We start from the raw sequence: 23,422 nt of genomic DNA, 5'->3' as shown, positions 1-23,422 counted from the left end.
TGATTTCCTCCATTTATTATAGTTCTTTCATAAAGCCACTTGACTTTTTATATCTTAGATAATAAAATAAAAACAGTTTTGTGTAAACGCTATCATACAATATAATAACAGGGAGGTTTTATCATGAAACTAGAAAAGAAACAGCGCTTCTCCATTCGTAAGTACGCGATTGGAGCAGCTTCTGTGCTCATAGGATTTACTTTCGGCACTCAAGCCGTATCTGCCGACAGCGTCACTCCAACACCAGAAAATCCAAGCGTGGCTCAAACCGCTCAGGGAGAACCACTGGCTGCTGAAACATCGACTGAAAGCAAGCTTGAAGAAAGAGTTGAAGCAAAAACCGAGGAGACAAAAGAAGCTTCAGCTACACTCGCTCCAACAACCGAAAAAACTGAATCCCCAGCAGTTGCAGAGAAAGCTGACGAGACTCCAGTCAATGAAAAAACTATTCCTGCTTCAGAAGAAAACTCAGAACCAGTAAAAATTGACGAAGAAAAGAAAAATGATCCATCAACACCTGCAACAACGGCTCCGAGCGTTGAACGAGCAAGTCAGGTAAATGAAAAACTGGCGAAAAGAAAAATGATCTCAATCGATGCTGGACGCAAGTACTTCTCACCTGAGCAACTCAAAGAAATCATCGACAAAGCCAAACACTACGGTTATACTGACCTTCATTTACTAGTTGGAAATGATGGCATGCGTTTTATGTTGGACGACATGACGATCAAAGCCAATGGCAAAACCTATGCCAGTGATGATGTCAAACGTGCACTCGAAAAAGGAACAGATGCCTACTACAAGGATCCAAATGGCAACCACTTAACAGAGAGCCAAATGACGGACTTGATCAACTATGCTAAAAACAAAGGCATTGGTCTCATCCCAACTGTAAACAGCCCTGGCCACATGGATGCCATTCTCAATGCCATGAAAGAACTTGGTATTGAGAAGCCAAACTTTACCTACTTTGATAAGGAATCTGCTCGTACCGTTGACCTTGATAACAAAGAAGCAGTTGCATTTACCAAGGCTCTGATTGACAAGTATGCTGCTTACTTCGCTGGCAAATCTGACATCTTTAACATCGGACTCGACGAGTATGCCAACGATGCTACAAACGCCAAAGGCTGGAGCGTTCTTCAAGCCTATAAATGGTATCCAGAAGATGGATTCCCTGACAAGGGTTATGATAAATTTATCGCTTATGCTAATGACCTTGCTCGTATCGTCAAATCTCACGGCCTCAAACCAATGGCCTTCAACGATGGAATCTACTACAATAGTGATACTAGCTTTGGTACCTTTGACAAAGACATCATCGTTTCAATGTGGACTGGTGGATGGGGCGGATACGACGTCGCTTCTTCTAAACTTCTAGTTGAAAAAGGCCACCAAATTCTTAATACCAACGATGCTTGGTACTATGTTCTCGGACGAAATGCGGATGGCCAAGGCTGGTACAACCTCGACCAAGGGCTCAATGGAATCAAGAACACTCCAATCACTTCTGTACCAAAATCTGAAGGAGCTGACATTCCATTCATCGGTGGTATGGTGGCTGCTTGGGCGGATGAACCATCTGCACGCTATTCACCATCACGCCTCTTCAAACTCATGCGTAGCTTCGCAAATGCCAATGCTGAGTACTTCGCTGCCGACTATGAGTCTGCTGAGCAAGCTCTGAAAGAAGTACCAACAGACCTTAACCGCTATACTGCAGAAAGTGTCGCAGCTGTCAAAGAAGCTGAAAAAGCCATTCGCTCACTTGATAGCAACCTCAGCCGTGCCCAACAAGACACCATTGATCAAGCAATCGCAAAACTCCAAGAAGCTGTTAGCAATTTGACCTTCACACCAGAAGCTCAAAAAGAAGAAGACGCGAAACGCGAAGTTGAAAAACTTGCCAAGAACAAGGTAATCTCAATCGATGCTGGACGTAAGTACTTCTCAGCTGAGCAACTCAAACGTATCATTGATAAAGCTAGTGAACTTGGATATTCTGATGTGCATCTCCTCCTAGGAAATGACGGACTTCGCTTCCTACTTGATGACATGAATATCACAGCTAACGGAAAAACTTATGCAAGTGATGATGTCAAAAAGGCCATCACCGAAGGAACAAAAGCTTACTACGACGATCCAAACGGAACCACTCTTAGCCAGGCTGAAATCACTGAATTGATCGAGTACGGAAAATCAAAAGGGATTGGACTCATCCCAGCGATCAACAGCCCAGGTCACATGGATGCCATGCTCGTCGCTATGGAAAAATTAGGTATCGCAAACCCTCAAGCTAATTTTGATAAAGTCTCCAAAACAACCATGGACCTCGAAAACGAAGAGGCGATGAACTTTGTCAAAGCCCTCATCGGCAAGTACATGGACTTCTTTGCAGGCAAGACTAAGATCTTCAACTACGGTACAGACGAATATGCCAATGATGCTACCAACGCCCAAGGCTGGTACTACCTCAAATGGTATGGACTCTATGGCAAGTTTGCTGAATATGCTAACACTCTTGCTGCCATGGCCAAAGAAAGAGGCCTTCAACCAATGGCCTTCAACGATGGTTTCTACTACGAGGACAAGGACGATGTTGAGTTTGACAAGGATGTCATCATCTCTTACTGGTCTAAAGGATGGTGGGGCTACAACCTTGCATCTCCTCAGTACCTTGCAAGTAAAGGCTATAAATTCCTTAATACCAACGGAGACTGGTACTACATTCTCGGTCAAAAACCAGAAGATGGTGGTGGCTTCCTCAAAAAAGCTCTCGAAAATACCGAGAAAACTCCATTTAATCAACTAGCATCAACTAAATACCCTGAAGTTGACCTTCCTACTATTGGTAGTATGCTTGCTATCTGGGCAGATAGACCAAGTGCAGAATACAAGGAAGAAGAAATCTTTGAACTCATGACTGCTTTTGCAGATCATAACAAAGACTACTTCCGCGCTAACTACAACGCACTCCGCGAGGAGCTTGCTCAAATCCCTGCAAACTTGGATGGATACAGCAAGGAAAGCTTGGACGCCCTAAATGCAGCTAAAGAGACTCTCAACTACAACCTCAACCGTAGCAAACAAGCCGAGTTAGACGCTCTCGTAGCCAAACTCAAGGCAGCCCGCCTAGGCCTCAAACCAGCAGCAACTCACTCAGGAAGCCTCGATGAAAACGAACTAGCTGCCAACGTTGAAACCAAACCTGAACTCATCACAAGAGCAGAAAAGATTCCTTTTGAGATTATCAAAAAAGAAAATCCGAACCTCCCGGCTAAGCAAGAAAAGATTGTCACACCAGGTGTAGATGGCGAACGCACTCATTACATCTCTGTCCTTAGTGAAAATGGTAAACAAACAGAAACCGTTCTAGATAGCCAAGTAACCAAAGGGCCTGTGACACAAGTGGTTGAAATCGGAGCCCCTATTACCCACAAAGGGGATGAAAGTGGCCTTGCTCCAGCTGCCGAAGCGAAACCAAGACTGGATATCCAAGAAGAAGAGATTCCGTTCACTACTGTGACACGTGAAAATCCACTCTTACTCAAAGGGAAGACTCAAGTCGTTACTAAAGGCGCTAACGGTCGTCGCAGTCATTACTACTCTGTGAGCACTAGTGCTGACGGTAAGGAAGTGAAAACTCTTGTAGATAGCCTTGTGACCCAAGAAGCAGTGACCCAAGTTATTGAAGTCGGAACCCTTGTAACCCATGTAGGAGACGAACACGGTCTTGCTCCAGCCGCAGAAACAAAACCAAGACTGGATATCCAAGAGGAAGAAATTCCATTCACTACTGTGACACGTGAAAATCCTCAATTACCAAAAGGACAAACACAAGTTGTTACTAAAGGAGCCAATGGCCACCGTACTGCCTTCTACTCTGTGAGCACTACTGCTGATGGAAAAGAAGAAAGAACACTTGTCAATAGCGTGGTAACACAGGAATCGGTCACTCAAGTTGTTGAAGTCGGCACTGCCGTTGAGAAAGCTGAGCAAACTGCACCAACTACTGCCAAAGCAGATGAAAAACAACTCCCTGCAACAGGAAGTCAAGATTCTGCAGGCTTGGTCGCAGCAGGCCTCATGGCGACTCTAGCAGCCTACGGACTGACTAAGAGAAAAGAAGACTAAGATTCTTCTAAGAGAATACGAAAAAGCGAGATTGAATCTCGCTTTTTTATTTTATGATTAATCACCAAGTCCGATACGTTCAAAGATATCATCCACTCGTTTGGTGTAGTAAAGAGGGTTGAAGATTTCGTCGATCTCCTCTTGAGTCAGACGTGAGGTTACTTCTGGATCTGCTTCGAGAAGCGGTTTAAAGTCTACTTGATTGTCCCAAGAGTATGCTGTTTTTGGTTGAACAAGGTCGTAAGCTTGCTCACGGGTCATGCCTTTTTCAATCAAGGTCAACATAGCACGTTGACTAAAGATAAGACCGAACGTAGAGTTCATGTTGCGAATCATGTTTTCTGGGAAGACCGTCAAGTTCTTGACGATATTTCCAAAACGGTTGAGCATGTAGTCGATCAAAATAGTCGTATCTGGTGTGATGATTCGCTCAGCTGACGAGTGAGAGATGTCACGTTCGTGCCAGAGAGCAACGTTTTCATAGGCCGTCACCATGTGGCCACGGATGACACGCGCAAGACCTGTCATGTTCTCAGAACCGATTGGGTTGCGTTTGTGAGGCATAGCCGATGAACCTTTTTGGCCTTTGGCAAAGAATTCTTCCACTTCGCGTTGCTCAGATTTTTGTAGACCACGGATCTCAGTTGCCATGCGCTCGATGGAAGTCGCGATGCTGGCAAGAACTGCAAAATACTCAGCGTGGAGGTCACGAGGAAGGACCTGTGTAGAGATTTCTTGAGCACGGATACCCAATTTATCGCAGACGTATTTTTCAACGAATGGTGGGATGTTGGCAAAGTTACCCACCGCACCAGAAATCTTACCAGCTTCCACACCAGCAGCCGCATGCTCGAAACGCTCTATGTTGCGCTTCATTTCGCTGTACCAAGTCGCCAATTTAAGACCAAAAGTTGTTGGCTCAGCGTGCACACCGTGGGTACGCCCCATCATGATGGTGAACTTGTGCTCCTTAGCCTTATCAGCGATGATGTTAGTGAAGTTTTCAAGGTCACGACGGATGATGTCGTTGGCCTGCTTGTAGAGGTAACCGTAGGCAGTATCCACCACGTCGGTAGAAGTCAAACCATAGTGGACCCACTTGCGCTCCTCACCAAGCGTCTCAGAAACCGCACGTGTGAAGGCAACCACATCGTGGCGCGTCTCCTGCTCAATCTCTAAAATACGATCGATGTCAAAGTCCGCCTTTTCGCGAATCAAAGCCACATCTTCCTTAGGGATTTCCCCCAACTCAGCCCATGCCTCGTCAGCCAAGATTTCCACCTCAAGCCAAGCACGGTATTTATTTTCTTCACTCCAAATGTTCGCCATCTCAGGGCGAGAGTAACGGTTGATCATGTTGTTTCTCCTTTAAAGCATTTCTTTCATCTTGAACAGGTTAGAATGAAAATTTTCAATTCTTTTTTCAAGTGCTTCAACAGTTTTTTCTTTACTATCGTTATAATAAATAGATAGTAATTGACTATCTTCCTTACTGATATCTTTCCGATTCTCATCAGGTAGACTATTTAATTTTTCTGATGCCATCGCAATCATGTCTACAATTCTAATTGAAGCATTAAAACCAATAGCAAAAATATTTTTCTTTTCTAAATCTTTCTCTTGAGATACCAAAAAATTATATGAAATAAATAGTAATTTTGAATAATCTTCAAAAAAGTATCTTGCGTTTCCAAACTCTCTTCTAATTTTTAGCGGAACTTCCTCAAGCTCTATTTCCCTCCACTTTTCTAGCAATTCTCCCATAGCATAATGTCTAGCAACGACATTCATTGTGTTTTGAACCCTTGAGTCACTCTGAATATATTCCTCAATACGATCAATATTTTCATATAAAAATTCTAATCCCTTCGGTAATCTTATTCGTCTTAACTCAAGCGCTGTTTTTTCTAGAGATTCCCCCATCTTTTCTTGTTTTGTATTCTGTGCATCTAAAATGTTTGTAATTTCTACAAAAGTTTCTTGCATTTGTTTCTGATTTTCTTCTTGTTTATCTAAACGTTGCTCTTGCAAAATCAGATCGTCTTTCCTTTCCAAACTCTCGACATGAAAAAGAAATAATGATATTAATACAGGAATCAACATACACAGTAATTGGATAAGGTAATCACCTGGTTTAGTTTCAAAGTTATTAACAATGCTATTCCAATAAGAACAGCTCAATATTATTAATAAAAGTGTAATTACGGCTGTAATTAAGTAAATTACTTTTTTCAAACTTCCTCCTCAACTCTCACCCTCTGGTTTTGTAACTTTCTTCTTCCCACTAGCCCTATATCTCTTCCTGATGGTGTTGAGTTGGGCTTTGAGATTTTGGTAGTCTTAGTGTTCGGGTTGGCCGTGGGATAGGACGGCGACTAGGTCAATGATGTAGTCGTAAGCGGCTTGCAGGGTTTGTTTTTGTTGCTTGCTTTGGCCAATCTTGTATTGGCTTGCTCGCTGAGGCGGGCTTTATAAACCGCAACGAATTTGCTTTGCGCAGCTTGGTGTAGGCTGCCTCCACCGCCTGTCCGTCAACATGAGCGTAGGCTTTTACAAAATTGACCAGCGTTTGGTAGGCATTGTCACGCTTTTGGTCGACCTCGTCCAAGTCCTTGACCACAGCCGATGCTGCTTTGCCCTTTGGCGCGCTCTGATAATTAGCCTAAGCCGTTTCCAGACGGCTAGCGTGAGTCGTGAGCAAGTGCTCCTGCTTGTGCTCCTTGGCAAAAGTTATCAAAGCTGAAACCGTGTCAGCTGTCAACTGCGAAAACTCATCGGTTTTCAACTTCTCTGTCGCCAGAGATTCAATCCCATAAGTTTTCAAATTCATCTATCGTCTCCTTTTTTTAAAAATATTATTTTCATAAATGATATGGGAGAAAATCCCAAAGGTTTCCCGCAAACAGAAACACATCGTCGGGAAGTTTCAGCGGTCTGATTCTGACGGGGAGGGAATGGGGAGGAGGAAGCAATTGATCACCTTTCATATCGTCTACTTATCAAAATCCCGAAATAAAATGATCTAAACTGTGCGCAAGCTTCTTCCAAAATCCACCTATGATTATGTCATCTTCATCAATGTAAAGGCTGCTTTTTAAAATAGTATTTACAAATCGCATATCGTAAGTAAAGGCTTGAACAGCAAGATAATAACCTAGTAATCCTAAAATTATCAGAAACATCAACAATGCTAAAAAAACAACCAAGTCATTTTGCAAACCAGCATTTTCATCAATTAACAGTTTTGAAAGTTCTTCTTTAGGAATAGAATCTTTAAAAAAATTAAGATAGGTTGTAGTCACAAATATTGAAATAGTTGCTAAAATACCACAACTCCAATTTGCAAAACTATTTATTTTTTTCAACGATAATTCTATATCAGAAATTAACATTTCCGTATGTTCGTCATTTAAAAAATATCCTTTTCTAAAAGCTATCGTTAAATTTTTAATATTAATTTTCTCAAAAAGAAAATTAAATCTATAAAGCACTCCCATAATTAATAATAAAGCAACAAGTCCCCCTGAGGAATCTGGATCTTGAGCTCTACCAATTAGAAAAAGCGCATATAAAATCCCATACAATAATACATACTTCATAACTTTTCCCGTAAGGGAGTCAACTAAACCTATCTGGCTTCTTAATAAGTTTTTGATCTCAAAATACTTTAATGGCATACCTCTCCTCTAAAAATCCATCCCTTCCCCAAACTCCTCAACCTTATCCGGCACATCACTAAACAAAGTCACATGTCCCATTTTGCGGTTGTGCTTCGCTTCTATTTTACCATACATGTGGAGGTGGGCGCTTGGATTTTTTGTGACATATTTTTCGGCCGCCTCGACGTGCTGGCCGAGGACATTGAGCATGACAGCTGGCGCATATAGTTTGATCGCTGGCAATTGTGCTCCTAGAACACCCAAGATATGGGTATCAAACTGGGAGAAGTCGCAGGCTTCGATTGAGTAGTGGCCTGAGTTGTGTGGACGCGGGGCAATCTCATTGACGATGATGTCGTCAGCCGTCGCAAACATTTCCACGCAAAGCGTTCCAGATAAGTTAAGTTGTTCTGCAATTCGCACTGCCATGGTTTTTGCTTTTTCTGCTAACTTATCAGAAATGCGAGCAGGCACAATCGTTTTAGAAAGAATGTTGTTGCGGTGAACATTTTCCTGCACTGGGAAAACTGTCACATCCTTGCCATTCCCTGACACGATGACAGAAATTTCAAGGTCAAAATTGACAAATTCTTCCAAAACGCAGTCTGCTGAATCTGCTAGCGCATAGGCTTCTTCCAAATCTTCTGCTGAGCGAATGATCTTTTGACCATGTCCATCGTAGCCACCTGTCGCAGTCTTGAGGACATAGGTTTTGGCCAGGTCAATATCTGCCAAGTCTTGGCTAGAAGTCACGACCTTGTAGGGTGCAACTGTCACTTGAGCCTTATTTGAGAGAAAGTCCTTTTCAAAGATACGGTTTTGTGAAATGCGAAGCAGGTCTGTTCCTTGTGGAAGTTGCCCATCCTTGATGACAGCATCCAGACCGTCAGCATCGACATTCTCAAACTCATAGGTGAGGACATCGCAACACTCAGCCAACTGACGAAGGGCCTCCACATCGTTATAGGGAGCCACGATGATTTCTGCCACACGAGAGGCTGGACAATCCGCCGCAGGATCCAGCGCGATGACCTTGTGCCCCATGTAGATAGCAGAAATGGCCATCATCTGCCCCAGCTGACCGCCACCGATAATTCCTATTGTTTTAGATGAGCTCATTTGTCGACTCCTCTGCGATTTTTCCTTGTTCTTCTGCAAAATCTGCCAAAGCTGTCGCGATAGCCTGATCCTCTACTGATAGGAGACGGAGGGCAAAGAGGGCCGCATTGGTCGCACCCGCTTCACCAATAGCCATTGTCGCAACAGGCACGCCACCCGGCATCTGAACAATCGAATAGAGCGAATCCACGCCACTAAGGGCACGTGATTTGACTGGTACACCAATGACAGGAAGGGTTGTTTTAGCAGCTACCATACCTGGCAAATGGGCTGCGCCACCTGCACCTGCGATAATGACCTTGATACCACGGCTACGAGCTTCCTCCGCATGTCTGAACATGAGATCTGGTGTCCGGTGGGCAGAGACAACTTTTTTTTCGTAGACTATACCGAAGCGGTCCAGGACTTCTGCTGTTTTTTGCATGGTTGCCCAGTCGGATTTTGAGCCCATGATAATGGAAATTACTGGTTTCATTTCTTCTCCTTTTTCTTCCTTTCAACAATCACCTTAGGTTGTGAGGGACGGCAGCATCCACCAAAGGTATCTCATGCCTAAATCGGAAGCCCAAGGTCTTCCGATTTCCCTAAACGATTGGCTTATCATCCAAGCGTTCTTTCACAACGGCGGTAGTTGTTCTATATTAGCTCGCTAATGCTCGCAGATCAAACGATCGTTATCTTAGTTTATCTCGCTTTCGCTCGCCATGGCAAATATGTCTGTTAATCTTTTATGGCCTTGCTTCCGATATCTGTTCGGTAAAAGAGGCCTTCTGTTTTTTGTTGGGAGAGTTCTTGGTAGATGGTTTCTTGGGCTTCTTTGACGGTATCTGCTGTGGTGACGAGCATATAGACACGTCCACCATTTGATAGCAGCGCTCTGCTATTTTCCGCAAACTTAGCTCCAGCATAGTAGGTGATAATGTCGCCTTCGGTCTTGGATGGAAGCTTAACACCTTTTTCATAGTCTAGCGGGTAGCCCTGGGATGCGACAACCACACCCAGAGTCACACCCTTGTCCGTCCACGTGATGTTTGGCTCCTTGCCATCGAGAATATCCGTGATATTTTGCGCAAAGTCAGATGTCAAACGAGGCAAGATAATCTGAGTTTCGGGATCTCCAAATCGAGCGTTAAACTCTATAACCTTCGGACCGTCAGCAGTCAAAATAAGCCCTGCGTAAAGGACACCAAGATACGGACGACCTTCTTTTATCATTCCTTTAAGAACTGGCTTGACAATAGTCTCAACCGCCGTATCAACCACGCTCTGTGGCAAGTGAGGAACTGGCGCATAAGCTCCCATACCGCCCGTGTTAGGGCCCTTGTCGCCGTCATAGGCACGTTTATGGTCCTGAGCTGTCGGCATGATGTAGAACTTGTCCCCTTTGACAAAGGCAAAGAGAGAGAACTCTTCTCCGTCAAGGAATTCCTCGATGACCACTCGCGCCCCCGAGTCACCGAACTTATTGTCCAAAAGCATCTCGTGAGCGGCTTCGACCGCTTGCTCAACCGTTTCAGCTACGACAACACCTTTCCCAAGTGCCAAACCATCTGCCTTGACTACGATTGGAGCGCCTTTTCCTTCGATATAAGCCTTGGCCTCCTCGAAATCTGAAAATGTGCCATAGGCTGCTGTCGGGACGTCGTATTTGACCATGATTTCCTTAGCAAAATCCTTGGACCACTCCAGCTCCGCTGCAGCCCTAGTCGGACCAAAAGCCTTGAGCCCAGCTTTGTTAAAATCATCCACGATACCAGCAGCAAGGGCATCATCTGGCCCGATGAAGGTCCAAGCAATATCGTTGGCCTTTGCAAACTCAATTAACTTAGAATGTTCGGAAATAGAGATATTTACCAATTCCAGATCATCTAGAGTCATCCCGTCATTTCCTGGAGCCACAAAAACTTTTTCAACGTCTTTTGACTCAAGCAATTTCTTAGCAATCGCATGTTCACGACCACCCGAACCGACAACTAACAGCTTCATCTCTTAACCTCTTTTGCGAATTATTTACTAACATTATATCATAAACGTTCGTTTTAATCTAATTATATCTACAAGTAGAAAACTACAACATAGAGTATACTTACTGAAGCTAGTTCATTTTTTAAATCTTTAAACACCTAATGAGGCTGGGACAAAAAAATTTTGACTTTAGGGATTCTATACGATAAATTCTTAGACTTGGTAAATGAAATAAAAAAGCGAACAAGAAAAAATTCTGATTGTCAGAAAACTATCTTTGTTCGCTTTTTATATTTAAGGCTAGACTTTTGTCCCAAGCTCATTAAGTGCGGAATATCTCTAAAGTATGTAGCCATGTTTTATATCTACCAGACATAGGAAATCTGATTTATTCGTTTCATTTTTATATCAATTACATCAAAACACTCTGGTGTGAATATAGCTAAATTGAAACCTTCTAGATTCATAACACTACGGAATTCAATTCCTTGAAAGGCATATTGTTCAGGATATTCTTCTGAGACTATAGATCTGACAAAATCAGCTATATATTGAGTTGGGAGATAATCTAAAACATCATCAGACTTTCTCATTACTCTCCCCATCTCATAATCAATTTGTTTTAGATGCTTTTTATTAATTGCCAACTCAGCAATGTCATCAATAATCCCATCTTGAAAGGGACTAATTTCATTGATTTTTTTAAAATCAATAACTGTTATAGGAGACTTTAATTCAAAAGTCCCAATGCAGACATGGTCATATAAACCTGTTCTAGTTTCATGTAATGCTGTTTTTTCTGTATCACCCAAATATAACGTCACAATCCCTCTTGCATTCGCTCTTCCATCAGCAGATTTACCTTTAGGGGGTGCACCTATTTCTTCCGGCTCAAATTGTTTTCTATCTTTTGCAATTCTACATCTAAAGAATTGTTCTCCTCCTGAATAAGTCTTTTGGATAGCTTCACAATACTTTGCTAAAATACCTTTATTAATCTGGTTAGAATGAAAACGATTATTATATTTAATATCTTCAACAAAACATTCCCAACCCTTACTGAATAACGAATGCTCCTGTAAATAGATAGGATCATACATTTTATCTACTCCAACAGGTGAGTTTAACAAATTTGGAATTTCTTCAAACAGTTCTTTACAAATTTCTGAAAGCATTTGATAAACCTTATACTCATCATTAGTAGTAAATATGTTCCAATTTGTTGCTACTTCAGTTTTTAATAGCGTCTCTTGACCAGATTGGAAATTTTCGATTTTTTCTATTGGAGAAAAAATTGAAATAAATGAACTAAAATAATCAATTAAATAGTTATCTTTCTGCGTATCATAAATAAAGTCATTCGCATTATTACATAAATCACAGCTAGACTGTCTTCCAGCTATGACTACTTGAGATTTAAGAATTTCATCTGCAAAGCATTTTTGACAAAACTTCATTAACTATCTGTCTCCATTTATTTGATCAAGATATTTACCAACCAATTCAATATGATGCATCATGGTTAATTTTTTAATGGTGCCAAGCCCTGGATATGTTTTGGTATCGGACAATCGTTGAAACTCTTTGGTCGCCATTGTCTGTGATATTTTACCTTCTTCAATAGCAGTGATTAACTTTTCGAGAGCCTCCTCAAACTTACCCGCTTGGTTTCTCTGCTTTTCATTTGTATTAGATACAAAATGATGAATTCTTAAATCTTGTTTTTCGTTAAAATAAACGATATGAATAGCTATAGCAGTGGGGGCAAATCCTGAATCACTGTAGCTCTCGCCAACAATAGAGTAATCCGAAAACCCCTTATACCCATCCTTTAAAAAATATTTATGATCTTCTGAGAAAAATTCATCTGTTTTTTTAGCATAATCTACATTTCTTGGCGCTTTCTTAAATCTGTCACTAATTTTGACTTTGCTCCCGCTAACCTCTCTGTTTAACTTACTGTCTTCCCCAATAATATTGTAGGCTGTTAGTTCTGTATTATAATTATCTTCGTATCCATTTAAATCATCAGGATCTTTACATATTGTGATTTGCTTACTCATGTCATCATTCTGCTTGAAATTATCAGCTTTTTGATAATCTGTACTCATCAGTGAGGCAAAGTACAAATGCTCACTCTGCTCAATCACTTTGTCTAAGCGGCTTGCTCGATTTTTTTCGTTTTTGCTGTATTCCTCTTTAAAGAACCCTACTGCTGGATTCATGATGAGGGCACACGGTTGCTTCTTCGTTGCAAATGCTTCTAAAGTACTGACCAGAGTTGGGGATAATCTCACTGGTTCAATAATTGGAATAACATTGTTGCTTAACTTATTATTTTCTAATAACTCTCTGAGCGCTATTAATTCATATTGCCGACCTCTTAGGTATGGAAAATACATACTTTGCTCCTCCTATTTTTGTAAAAATTGTGCAAGTGCATCATAATCCTTTGGTTTAAAGTTCATGAAATACACCAAAAACTTGAGTTCATATGGGACCGCCGCAAACAATTCTTTATTGATTGGATTTCTTTTTTTCAGTTCAATTAAAAAATCTGAATAAAATTGTTCTAGTCGAATATCTTCAGTTAGTTGCCTACAAACATCGTAATAATCGAATTGAGAGACCTGAGGTAAAGAACCAAAATGCTTCTCAATAATACTTTCATATTCGCGTTTCCGAAGAATACTGAAAATGATATCTCTATCTAAATCATTATTGTATTCCTTGGGTTCCATCACTGTTTTAATTTTTACGTTTTTTTGTAAAATATATAGACCAATAGGTTTATTAATCTCATCAATTTTTCTTTTCGCCATTTCTATGTTCTTTTCGTATGTCAAAATGGCAACATGGTTAAAAGCTTTATAATATTCATTGATTTGGTTTTCAAGTCTGTCAAAATTGTCTAATTCTGTTTTTATTTCATACACAACCGCCTTCCCGTTGATTAAAATAAAATCTGGTTTTGCTCGACCGACAGGTATCTCTGTTAAAGCTGTTGTAGTATTGACACTATGTATTCCTAATAAACGTTTATTTAAAAGAGTATTCTTATAGAAGTATTCGTTCCGATACGACCGAGATAGTTTATTATAAACATTTTGAATAGTGGACAAATTATTTTCTAATTTATAATGTTGCGAAACACGCTCAAAAACTGGATCTTTTTTATTTTGTACGAGATTTTTGATAGTATTTCTAGAAAAAAATCTATTTATTAAATAATTTTTTTTAATTTCCAAATCAATCCCCTCCTTGATTGCGCTCTGCTAACATCATTATATCAAAAATATTTACTTCTAACATAGTTTATCATAACTTTATTTATTACCTTGCTGATAAAATTATGATGTTTTCCAATTTACAAATAAATTCGCTTCTCGTAACTTTTTTATTAATCTATTATTTCATTTCAAAAAAAGGAAAGAAACTGTTTTCTTCCCTTTTACTTCTTAATGTCTAAAATGTCTTACGCCTGTGAAGACCATGGTCAAGCCATATTTATCCGCAGCTTCGATAGACTCTTGGTCACGGACAGATCCACCTGGTTGGATGATGGCTTTGATACCTGCTTTAGCGATTTCTTCCACGTTATCCGCAAATGGGAAGAAGGCATCTGAAGCAAGCACAGCGCCGTCAAGGCGGTCTTTGGCTTGTTCAATGGCAATACGGACTGAAGCTACACGGTTGGTTTGCCCTGGGCCAACACCGAGTGTCATATGGTCGTTGGTTACGATGATACCGTTTGATTTGACGTACTTGATAGCTTTCCAAGCGAACTCAAGAGCAGTCGCTTCTGTCTCGGTTGGCTGGCGTTTGGTCACCACTTGCCAGTCAGCTGGGCTTTCCTTGACCACGTCTTGGTTTTGCACAAGAAGTCCACCGACCACGCCTGTGTATTCTGCCTCTACCTCACTAGCCTCTTGAGCGTCAAATGGCAAAGCAAGAATACGCAAGTTTTTCTTTTTGTTGGTCAAAATGGCTAGCGCTTCATCCGTATAGCTTGGTGCGATGATGATTTCAAGGAAAACTCCGTGCATCTTCCCAGCTGTCGCAGCATCCACCTCACGGTTAAGGACGACAATTCCACCAAAGATAGACACTGGGTCAGACTCATAAGCATAGTCCCAAGCAGTCTCGATGTCATCAGCTTGACCAATTCCACATGGATTCATATGTTTCAAAGCCACAACTGTTGGACGCTCTTTGAAATCACGGATAATACGGATAGCTGCATCCGCATCGCGGATATTGTTAAAGGACAATTCCTTACCGTTGAGCTGTTTCGCTGATGCAATTGAATAGTCCGTTGGCAAGGCTTTTTGGTAGAAATCGGCATCCTGTTGAGGATTTTCCCCATAGCGCATAGCTTGTTTGAGGTCATAAGTCAAGGTCAGTTTTTCAGGCTTGCTTTCGCCGACCTGAGCTGTGAAATATTCTGCAATCAAGGCATCATAAGCCGCTGTGTGACGGAAAACCTTTGCCGCCAAACGTTGGCGCGTTTCATAATTCGTTTCACCATTGGCTGCCAATTCGTCCAAAACCACTGCATAGTCAGCAGGGTCTACCACAACCGTTACGCTGGCGTGGTTTTTAGCTGCTGAACGAAGCATAGATGGACCACCGATATCGATGTTTTCGACTGCATCAGCGTAAGTAACGTCTGGTTTGAGAATGGTTTCCTTGAATGGATAGAGATTGACCACTACAAGGTCAATAAGCTCGATCTGGTTGTCCTTAGCCGCTTGAAGGTGGCTATCGAGATCACGACGTGCGAGGAGCCCACCGTGGATATTTGGATGGAGGGTTTTGACACGGCCATCCATCATTTCTGGAAAACCAGTCACATCATCGATCGCAATGGTCTCCACCCCAGCATTATCAAGGACAACTTTTGTACCACCTGTTGAGATGATATCCCAACCAAGTTTTTTAAGTTCTTGGGCAAATTCAACAATGCCCGCTTTGTCTGAGACGCTGATTAAGGCGCGTTTAGTCATTTGTTCTCCTTTTCCAAAACCATATATTTAACTTCGTATAAAATATCTATTAGATACACTTCTTTTGAAGCTTTACCCCATATGGGGTATTTAATAATATTTTTTATTCCACTATCTATGAAATTAATCAACCATACTATTATAGCTACGATTAAAATTAAACCCAAAAATGTTTCAACAGAAATAGCTGTCTCATCTGCAACAAATAATTTATTTAAAGCCAAAGTGACAAAAGCCGTTGTCAAAATTATACCAATTCTACCGACAAATTGTATTGAACTTTCATATCGCTTAATCGACCTATCACGTTTATCTGTCAAATCAGCTATTAACAACTTCACAGCATAACTAGCTTTTTCTCCATACATAAGAATCAATTCATACTTTATTTCTCTACATAGCTCTTCAAATTTATTAGGTTTTCCATCTGAAACTTTATCAAATTTTCGACTGAGATAAATAAAATACCACAAAGAAAACACAGTAAAAATAAGAGAAGCTATTTTAACACACAAATCACCAAAATCCCACAACCAAAGCACATAACTTGTTAACATTAGGGTAATAAATACAATTAAGCTAATTAGAAATTTATTTCTAATTTTTATTACTTTAGGGTAAAATTGTTTTTCATACTCATTAAAACATTCTTCAAATTCTTTAACTTTATCTAGTAAAGTCTTAACAGCTTTATTATTCAAAATTTACTTCCTATCCACCCCTAAACTATCCAACACTTCCGGATACAACTTGTACTCCGTTTCATGAATCCGAGCTTCAAAACTGGCAATGGTATCATCAGCTAGTCGTGGTACGCGTACTTGTTTGATGACCTTTCCTGTATCCACACCCGAATCCACCCAGTGAATAGTCACGCCACTCTCAGCGACACCAGCATTCCAAGCGTCCTCAATCCCATGAGCTCCTGGAAATTCTGGCAGGTAGGCTGGATGAATGTTGATGATTCGGCCTTCATAAGCTGCCAATAAGGTTGACCCAACGATTTTCATATAGCCTGCTAGACAAACCAAGTCAATCTGGTGTTCTTCCAAGAGTTCGACAAGGGCTGCTTCATAGTCTGCCTTGTTCTCAAACTCCTTGAGTTCAAAAGCATAGGACAGGATGCCGAGCTTGTCTGCACGTTCCAGCACATAGGCGTCACGATGGTCTGAAAAAACAAACTCCACTGGAAATTCTTCCGCAATCACCTGAAAATTTGAGCCGTTACCAGAGGCAAAAACCGCTATTTTTTTCATTTGATGATGACACTTTCGTTTTCTTTCTTGACGATGCGACCAATTTCATAGACTGGTTCATCCAGCAATTCCTTGACACGACCTACATTTTCAGGCTTGACTGCCAGCATGAGTCCCACACCCATATTGAAGATTTCAAACATTTCTTCATGCTTGATTTCACCGTATTTTTCAAGAGCTTTGAAGATAGGAAGGACTGGAACCTTGTCTTCTTCAATTTCCGCAGCTAGGTCAGCCGCAAACATACGAGGAACATTCTCGATAAAGCCGCCACCTGTGATGTGGGCAATGCCGTTGACTAACTCTTCCTTGATGAGTGGCAAGACAGCCTTGACATAGATACGAGTCGGCTCAAGAAGGACTTCCTTGAGTTTCTTGCCTTCCAATTCTGGCAAGACTTCCTCACCTGTGTAGTCAGCAAAGACACGACGAACGAGTGAGTAACCATTTGAGTGAATCCCACTTGAAGCAAGTCCGAGAAGAACATCACCTTCTGTCACCTTTGAGCCGTCAATAATTTGAGATTTTTCAGCCACACCGACCGCAAAACCAGCCAAGTCATAGTCATCCTCGCCATACATACCAGGCATTTCAGCTGTTTCCCCACCAATGAGGGCAGCGCCTGCCTTCACACAACCTTCTGCCACACCAGCGACAACTTGTTCTAGTTTAGCTGGTTCATTTTTACCAGTCGCGACGTAGTCAAGGAAGTAAAGAGGCTCCGCACCTGCAGCGATGATGTCATTGACACACATGGCCACACAGTCTTGCCCGATGGTATCGTGCTTGTCATACTTGATAGCCAGCATGAGCTTGGTCCCGACGCCATCAGTCCCTGAGATCAATACGGGCTCTTTGACACCTGTTTTTGAAAGGTCAAACATGCCACCGAAACCACCTAGAGCTCCCATAACACCTGCACGCTCCGTACGAGCCACGTGCTTTTTGATCCGCTCAACAACTTCATAACCCGCTTCAACATCCACACCGGATTGCGCATAAGCATTTTTATTTGTCATTTGTTTATTCCTTTCCTTTAATGGAGAGTCTTTAGCCGTCTATTTGTAAAAACTGATCTTGTCACCCAAGCTTCTTCGATATTCTTCCTCATAGTCGTAGAGAGGAGTTGGGTAGTCACCGTCAAAATAAGCGACACAGAGACCGCCATTCGGTGCATCTGTTTCAATCCCGATAGAGTTAATCAAGCCATCAATCGAAAGATAGGTCAGGCTATCTGCACCAATGATTTGGCAGGTCTCTTCAACCGTATGATTGGCAGCAATCAACTCCTGACGCGTCTGGATATCAATCCCATAGAAACATGGATAAGCTAGCGCAGGACTTCCAATGGCAACGTGAACCTCAGACGCACCCGCTTCTTTCAAAAGCTGAACGATACGGCGAGAGGTTGTCCCGCGGACAATGGAATCATCCACCATAACCACACGTTTGCCTTTAACAACACCCGAAACGGCAGAAAGTTTCATCCGTACCCCTTGCTCCCGCAATTCTTGAGTTGGTTGGATAAAGGTGCGTTGGGTGTATTGGTTTTTTATAAGACCCATTTCGTTTGGGAGTCCTGATTCTTCCGCAAAGCCCATGGCTGCGCTGAGTGAGGAGTTTGGCACACCGACCACGATATCTGCCTCATGCTTAAATTCACGCGCCAATTGGGCACCCATACGTTTCCGTGCCGTATGAACATTGACACCATGGATGTTGGAATCAGGGCGGGCAAAGTAGATATACTCCATAGAGCAAATCGCGAGCTGAGTATCATTTGTATAACTATCATACTGGATGCCATTGTCATCAATAATGACAATCTCTCCTGGTTTCACATCACGAATCCACTCTGCTCGGATCACTTCAAAAGCACAAGTTTCAGAGGAAACGACTACCGCTCCATTAGCCATTTTCCCGATTGAAAGAGGACGGAAGCCATTTGGGTCAAGCGCCGCAATCAACTTATCCTCAAACAGCAAGATATAAGCAAAGCCACCTTTGACTAGACTGAGAGCCTCCTTGATTTTCCCCATCAAGCTAGGGTTGTGACTACGGCGAATGAGGTGAGCCAAGATTTCCGAATCGGAAGTTGAACTGAAAATAGCTCCTCTTTGCTCTAATTCTTTCTTGAGCGACGACGCGTTGGTCAGATTCCCATTATGAGCCAAACCAAACTGCATATCATGAAAGCGAAAAATGAAAGGTTGGATATTATCGGCAGAGGCTTCTCCAGCAGTCGCATAACGCACATGTCCAATGGCAGCCGTTCCTGTCAGCTTGTCCAATTTGGTAGGATTTTTGAAAACTTCTGATAACAGCCCCATATCACGATGGCGCTTCAATTTCCCTTGGTCATTGGAGAGGATACCTGCCCCCTCCTGACCACGGTGCTGAAGACTGTGGAGCCCAAAATAGGTCAATTTAGCAGCATCCGGGTGACCCCAAATACCGAAAACACCACATTCTTCATTAAGAGATTTTACTTCGTATGTCATTTTTTATACCTTTTATTTCCCTGTGAAATAACGCACAGCTGACGCGAACAGGTGCTGGTCTTTATTTCCTGGGATGTTTTGGAAGAGACCGTCTTCATAACGTTCTGAGTGTCCCATCTTACCGATGATTTGGCCGTTCTTGCTAGTGATTCCCTCGATAGCATGGACAGAACCATTTGGATTGTACTTAGAGTCCATACTTGGTTTTCCGTCAAAGTCAACGTATTGGCTGAAAATTTGTCCATTGTCACGGAGCTCCGCAAATTCCTCCGCCGTCACGACAAACTTCCCTTCACCGTGCGAAACAGGAATAGCGTGGATATCGCCCACTTGCACCCCAGCCAACCATGGCGAGTTAGTATTGGCAATCCGAGTTTCCACCATCTTAGCCACGTGTTGGTTGGCATCATTGTAGAAGAGGGTTGGGCTGGTACTGCTTGCATCTTCAAAGTTTCCGTATGGAAGAAGACCTGATTTTACGAGAGCTTGGAATCCATTACAGATACCGATAATCAAACCACCACGAGCGATAAAGTTGTCAATGGCTGCACGCACTTTTTCATTAAGCAGGATGTTGACGATAAACTTGGCTGAACCATCTGGCTCGTCCGCAGCTGAGAATCCACCTGCAAAGAAGAGGATGTTAGCCTTGCCAATATTGTCAACCATAGTTTCAACTGACTTGACAATAGCATCTTCATTCAAGGTCACGAATGGCACCAAGTTAACCTCAGCCCCTTCTTTTTCGAAGGCCTTGGCTGAGTCATATTCCGAGTTGGTTCCTGGGAAGACTGGGATGTAAACCACTGGTTTTTCAATAGTTTCTTTAGCTTTGATGACTGCGTTAGAAGCGACAGCTGGAACTTCTTCCAATTCTGTAGTTTGGGCAAATTCTGTTGGATAAACTTCTTCCAGTTTTCCTTGGAAAGCACTGTCAAGCTTGTGTCCATCTAGCTTCACACCGTTGACAAGGAGTGTAAAGTCTGCTCTTGTTTGTCCAATCTTCTCCACTCCAGCGATTTCTTGAGGAGAGGTGAAGACAAATCCGCCTAATTGAGCTGTCAAAGAACTTGCAAGTTCAGGCAAGGTTACCTCTGCACCGATATGGTTCCCAAAGGTAGCAAGTGCCAAACTTTCAATAACACCACCATATTTAACAGCTGAAGCTGCCGTCACTTTGTGAGCTTTTTGAAGGGCTTCAAACTGAGCAAAGTTTTGCTTAATCAAGTCAAAATCAATCTCTGTAGAGAGAGCTTGACCTGGGATGTAGTAGATGTTTTCACCAACATTCTTGAACTCAGGAGAGAGCACCTTACGGCTATCTGCTGTTGTCACCCCAAAGGCAACCAAGGTTGGTGGCACTGTCAATTCTTCAAAAGTACCAGACATAGAGTCTTTCCCACCGATAGATGGCAAACCAAGTTGGATTTGTGCTTCGATAGAACCTAGGAGAGCCGCTACTGGCTGACCAAAACGCTCTGCTTGCTTATCCATCCGCTCGAAGTACTCTTGGTAAGAGAAACGAGCCTTAGACCAGTTGGCACCAGTAGCAACCAAACGAGCAGTTGCTTCGATAACCGCATAAGCAGCACCGTGGTATGGAGACCATTCTGCCACGTAAGGGTTGAATCCTTGGGCCATGACTGACGCAGTGTGAGTCACACCGTGTTGAACTGGCAATTTCTGCACAGATGCCTCAGTTGGTGTGAGTTGGTAGCGACCACCAAGTGGGTGATTAACCGTTGAACGACCAACTGAACTATCAAAGATGGTTTGCAAGCCTTTTTGACTCGCATGGTTGAGATCAGATAGAACTGAAAGGGTATCTGCTTCAAGGGTTTCAACACTTGTCTTACGCTCTTCTGGAAGCTTGACATCCTTGTCAACTACCTTAGCATCCACAACTACACGTACACCGTTTGTATCAAGGAAACGACGTTCCAAATCAACGATGGTTTCACCATTCCAGTGCATGACTAGATTTGGTTTTTCAGTCACTGTTGCCACCACAACAGCGTCAATATTTTCTTTATTACATTCTGCAACGAAGGCATCTACGTCCTCAGAACGCACCACAACCGCCATTCGTTCTTGTGATTCAGAAATGGCAATTTCTGTGCCATTCAAGCCTTGGTATTTAAGAGGCACTTTATTAAGGTCGATTTCAAGACCATCTGCCAATTCACCGATAGCCACACAGACACCACCAGCACCAAAGTCATTTGATTTCTTGATAAGACGAGTGACATCACCATTACGGAAAAGACGTTGAATCTTACGTTCTTCGATGGCATTCCCTTTTTGAACCTCAGCACCAGCTGTTTCAACAGATTCAACCGTTTGAACTTTAGATGAACCTGTCGCACCACCGACACCATCACGTCCAGTCTTACCACCGAGCAAGATAATGACATCTCCCGCTTCCGGTTTTTCACGGACTACATTTCCCTTTGGAGCTGCACCAACAACGGCACCAAGCTCCATACGTTTAGCAACAAAGCCTGGGTGGAAGTATTCACGAACGTAGGTCGTCGCAAGCCCAATCTGGTTCCCGTATGAAGAATAACCATGAGCCGCTGTTTTAGAAATAACTTGTTGTGGCAATTTACCAGCGCGAGTTTCTGAAATCGGTGCTGTAATGTCACCTGCACCTGAGATACGCATGGCTTGGTAAACGTAGGAACGGCCTGATAATGGGTCACGAATAGCCCCACCGATACAAGTAGCCGCTCCACCAAATGGCTCAATTTCCGTTGGGTGGTTGTGGGTTTCATTTTTAAACATGAGAAGCCAAGGTTCCTTGACACCATCAACGTCCACTTCGATTTCAACTGAGCAGGCATTGATTTCATCAGACACTTCCATGTCGTCCAAACGCCCATTGGCACGTTCGTAACGACCGAAAATAGTGGCCATATCCATCAAGGTTTGTGGTTTCTCCGAACGTCCCAACTCATCACGCATGGCAATATACTTTTCATAAGTCGCCTGCAACTGCTTTTGGAATTTAGAAGCTGAGAAATCAATGTGTTTCAACTCGGTCTCAAAAGTCGTGTGACGACAGTGGTCAGACCAGTAAGTGTCCAAAACCTTAAGCTCTGTTTCCGTCGGCACGCGCCCGATTGACTTGAAATAGTCTTGGATAAAGAGCAAATCGTCCACTTCCATAGCCATCCCTTGCTCTGCCTTGTAGCGGGCAAAGTCTTCTGCCGTATAGCTTTCAAAGAAAGTCAATTTAGGAATGGTCTTGTCTGACTCTGAAAATTCCTGCTTGGCAATTCCTGTCGTGATGTCTTTGAAACGAGAATCAACTGGGTTGAGCAAATAGTTTTTGACCGCTTCCAACTCAGTCGCATCAATATCTTTATTAACCAAGTAAAGTTGGGCTGTATTGACCGTCACATCACTCGAACTTCCCAGTAAAAGCAAGGCTTCTTGCGAAGAAGCTGCACGTTGGTCAAATTGACCAGGCAGGCTTTCAATGGCAAAGAAAGCATAGTTAGCAAGATCCGCTTGCACAGTCGATTCGTCTAAGACACGGTCTGTCACCTGCTCAGAGAAGATATGTTTTTCTGCAGGGGCAAACAAATCCTCTGCCAAGTCAAAGACATCATAAACTTGCACGATGCGAATACTTTTCAAGCTTGAAAGTCCCAAGTTGTGCTGGAGCTCTCTCACCAAACTCTCTGACTTGACCTGAAAATCAGCCTTTTTCTCAACAAAAATACGTTTATCCATCAATTCTTATTCCTTTATTTCAGTTCTTGCAATGTTCCCAAACA

18 protein-coding genes are annotated in these 23,422 nt (G+C 42.4%); 1 reads left to right on the top strand and 17 read right to left on the bottom strand.

Annotated elements, in window-relative coordinates; translation table 11 throughout:
* Positions 1-123: 123 nt before the first annotated feature.
* The gene (gene strH / locus M1F97_RS06610; protein ID WP_247944598.1) at positions 124-4,134 is read left to right on the top strand and encodes a family 20 glycosylhydrolase; all 4,011 of its coding nucleotides are present in this window, start codon (positions 124-126) and stop codon (positions 4,132-4,134) included.
* 57 nt (positions 4,135-4,191) lie between these two features.
* Here the strand turns inward: strH and purB are convergent, their stop codons facing one another.
* The 17 genes from purB to M1F97_RS06530 all read right to left on the bottom strand — a co-directional run bounded on the left by purB (position 4,192) and on the right by M1F97_RS06530 (position 23,378).
* Entirely contained in the window at positions 4,192-5,490 is a 1,299-nt protein-coding gene (purB, locus tag M1F97_RS06605) for an adenylosuccinate lyase (RefSeq protein WP_247944597.1), read from the bottom strand.
* Between the two features lie 12 nt (positions 5,491-5,502).
* Positions 5,503-6,369 (bottom strand): hypothetical protein, encoded by an 867-nt coding sequence (locus M1F97_RS06600; protein WP_223336345.1) that lies wholly within the window; start codon positions 6,367-6,369, stop codon positions 5,503-5,505.
* Positions 6,370-6,514: 145 nt separating this feature from the next.
* Positions 6,515-6,754, bottom strand: a complete 240-nt coding sequence (locus tag M1F97_RS09180; protein ID WP_006149148.1) for a DUF6261 family protein — start codon at positions 6,752-6,754, stop codon at positions 6,515-6,517.
* A 42-nt stretch (positions 6,755-6,796) separates the two neighbouring features.
* Positions 6,797-6,964, bottom strand: coding sequence for a hypothetical protein (locus tag M1F97_RS06595; protein ID WP_164978943.1), 168 nt, complete (start codon positions 6,962-6,964; stop codon positions 6,797-6,799).
* A 169-nt stretch (positions 6,965-7,133) separates the two neighbouring features.
* Positions 7,134-7,811, bottom strand: coding sequence for a hypothetical protein (locus M1F97_RS06590; protein ID WP_049552323.1), 678 nt, complete (start codon positions 7,809-7,811; stop codon positions 7,134-7,136).
* Positions 7,812-7,820: 9 nt separating this feature from the next.
* Entirely contained in the window at positions 7,821-8,912 is a 1,092-nt protein-coding gene (purK, locus tag M1F97_RS06585) for a 5-(carboxyamino)imidazole ribonucleotide synthase (RefSeq protein WP_084917294.1), read from the bottom strand.
* A complete protein-coding gene (purE, locus tag M1F97_RS06580; RefSeq protein ID WP_247944596.1) occupies positions 8,899-9,387 on the bottom strand; it encodes a 5-(carboxyamino)imidazole ribonucleotide mutase in 489 nt (162 codons plus the stop codon). Before purE ends, purK begins: the two co-directional genes overlap by 14 nt.
* A 245-nt stretch (positions 9,388-9,632) precedes the next feature.
* Complete coding sequence (gene purD, locus M1F97_RS06575) at positions 9,633-10,898, bottom strand: phosphoribosylamine--glycine ligase (protein WP_247944595.1); 1,266 nt, start codon at positions 10,896-10,898, stop codon at positions 9,633-9,635.
* Positions 10,899-11,242: 344 nt separating this feature from the next.
* Positions 11,243-12,334: an RES domain-containing protein gene (locus M1F97_RS06570; RefSeq protein ID WP_247944594.1), complete on the bottom strand. Its 1,092-nt coding sequence runs from the start codon at positions 12,332-12,334 to the stop codon at positions 11,243-11,245.
* 3 nt (positions 12,335-12,337) lie between these two features.
* Positions 12,338-13,279 (bottom strand): sce7725 family protein, encoded by a 942-nt coding sequence (locus M1F97_RS06565; protein WP_247944593.1) that lies wholly within the window; start codon positions 13,277-13,279, stop codon positions 12,338-12,340.
* A 12-nt stretch (positions 13,280-13,291) separates the two neighbouring features.
* Complete coding sequence (locus M1F97_RS06560) at positions 13,292-14,125, bottom strand: sce7726 family protein (protein WP_247944592.1); 834 nt, start codon at positions 14,123-14,125, stop codon at positions 13,292-13,294.
* 210 nt (positions 14,126-14,335) lie between these two features.
* Positions 14,336-15,883 (bottom strand): bifunctional phosphoribosylaminoimidazolecarboxamide formyltransferase/IMP cyclohydrolase, encoded by a 1,548-nt coding sequence (purH, locus tag M1F97_RS06555; protein ID WP_247944591.1) that lies wholly within the window; start codon positions 15,881-15,883, stop codon positions 14,336-14,338.
* Positions 15,880-16,584 (bottom strand): hypothetical protein, encoded by a 705-nt coding sequence (locus M1F97_RS06550; RefSeq protein WP_247944590.1) that lies wholly within the window; start codon positions 16,582-16,584, stop codon positions 15,880-15,882. The genes purH and M1F97_RS06550 overlap by 4 nt, the downstream gene beginning before the upstream one ends.
* 3 nt (positions 16,585-16,587) lie before the next feature.
* Positions 16,588-17,139: a phosphoribosylglycinamide formyltransferase gene (gene purN, locus M1F97_RS06545; RefSeq protein ID WP_247944589.1), complete on the bottom strand. Its 552-nt coding sequence runs from the start codon at positions 17,137-17,139 to the stop codon at positions 16,588-16,590.
* Positions 17,136-18,158: a phosphoribosylformylglycinamidine cyclo-ligase gene (gene purM / locus M1F97_RS06540; RefSeq protein ID WP_247944588.1), complete on the bottom strand. Its 1,023-nt coding sequence runs from the start codon at positions 18,156-18,158 to the stop codon at positions 17,136-17,138. The genes purN and purM overlap by 4 nt, the downstream gene beginning before the upstream one ends.
* Positions 18,159-18,197: 39 nt before the next feature.
* On the bottom strand, positions 18,198-19,640 hold the full coding sequence (gene purF, locus M1F97_RS06535; RefSeq protein ID WP_247944587.1) for an amidophosphoribosyltransferase: 1,443 nt from the start codon (positions 19,638-19,640) through the stop codon (positions 18,198-18,200).
* 12 nt (positions 19,641-19,652) lie between these two features.
* The gene (locus M1F97_RS06530) at positions 19,653-23,378 is read right to left on the bottom strand and encodes a phosphoribosylformylglycinamidine synthase (protein WP_247944586.1); all 3,726 of its coding nucleotides are present in this window, start codon (positions 23,376-23,378) and stop codon (positions 19,653-19,655) included.
* Between the last annotated feature and the right edge of the window lie 44 nt (positions 23,379-23,422).

Origin of the sequence: Streptococcus oralis, from assembly GCF_023110435.1 — a bacterium.
GTDB classification, from domain to species: Bacteria; Bacillota; Bacilli; order Lactobacillales; family Streptococcaceae; genus Streptococcus; species Streptococcus oralis_CF.
This window is presented reverse-complemented; position numbering and strand designations above follow the sequence as displayed.

Coding starts and splice junctions, on each gene's coding strand:
- M1F97_RS06590 (WP_049552323.1), bottom strand. CDS start 7,811: ATGCCATTAAAGTATTTTGAGATCAAAAACTTATTAAGAAGCCAGATA.
- purB (WP_247944597.1), bottom strand. CDS start 5,490: ATGATCAACCGTTACTCTCGCCCTGAGATGGCGAACATTTGGAGTGAA.
- purK (WP_084917294.1), bottom strand. CDS start 8,912: ATGAGCTCATCTAAAACAATAGGAATTATCGGTGGCGGTCAGCTGGGG.
- purM (WP_247944588.1), bottom strand. CDS start 18,158: ATGACAAATAAAAATGCTTATGCGCAATCCGGTGTGGATGTTGAAGCG.
- purE (WP_247944596.1), bottom strand. CDS start 9,387: ATGAAACCAGTAATTTCCATTATCATGGGCTCAAAATCCGACTGGGCA.
- M1F97_RS06595 (WP_164978943.1), bottom strand. CDS start 6,964: ATGAATTTGAAAACTTATGGGATTGAATCTCTGGCGACAGAGAAGTTG.
- purF (WP_247944587.1), bottom strand. CDS start 19,640: ATGACATACGAAGTAAAATCTCTTAATGAAGAATGTGGTGTTTTCGGT.
- M1F97_RS06530 (WP_247944586.1), bottom strand. CDS start 23,378: ATGGATAAACGTATTTTTGTTGAGAAAAAGGCTGATTTTCAGGTCAAG.
- purN (WP_247944589.1), bottom strand. CDS start 17,139: ATGAAAAAAATAGCGGTTTTTGCCTCTGGTAACGGCTCAAATTTTCAG.
- strH (WP_247944598.1), top strand. CDS start 124: ATGAAACTAGAAAAGAAACAGCGCTTCTCCATTCGTAAGTACGCGATT.
- M1F97_RS06570 (WP_247944594.1), bottom strand. CDS start 12,334: ATGAAGTTTTGTCAAAAATGCTTTGCAGATGAAATTCTTAAATCTCAA.
- M1F97_RS06565 (WP_247944593.1), bottom strand. CDS start 13,279: ATGTATTTTCCATACCTAAGAGGTCGGCAATATGAATTAATAGCGCTC.
- purD (WP_247944595.1), bottom strand. CDS start 10,898: ATGAAGCTGTTAGTTGTCGGTTCGGGTGGTCGTGAACATGCGATTGCT.
- purH (WP_247944591.1), bottom strand. CDS start 15,883: ATGACTAAACGCGCCTTAATCAGCGTCTCAGACAAAGCGGGCATTGTT.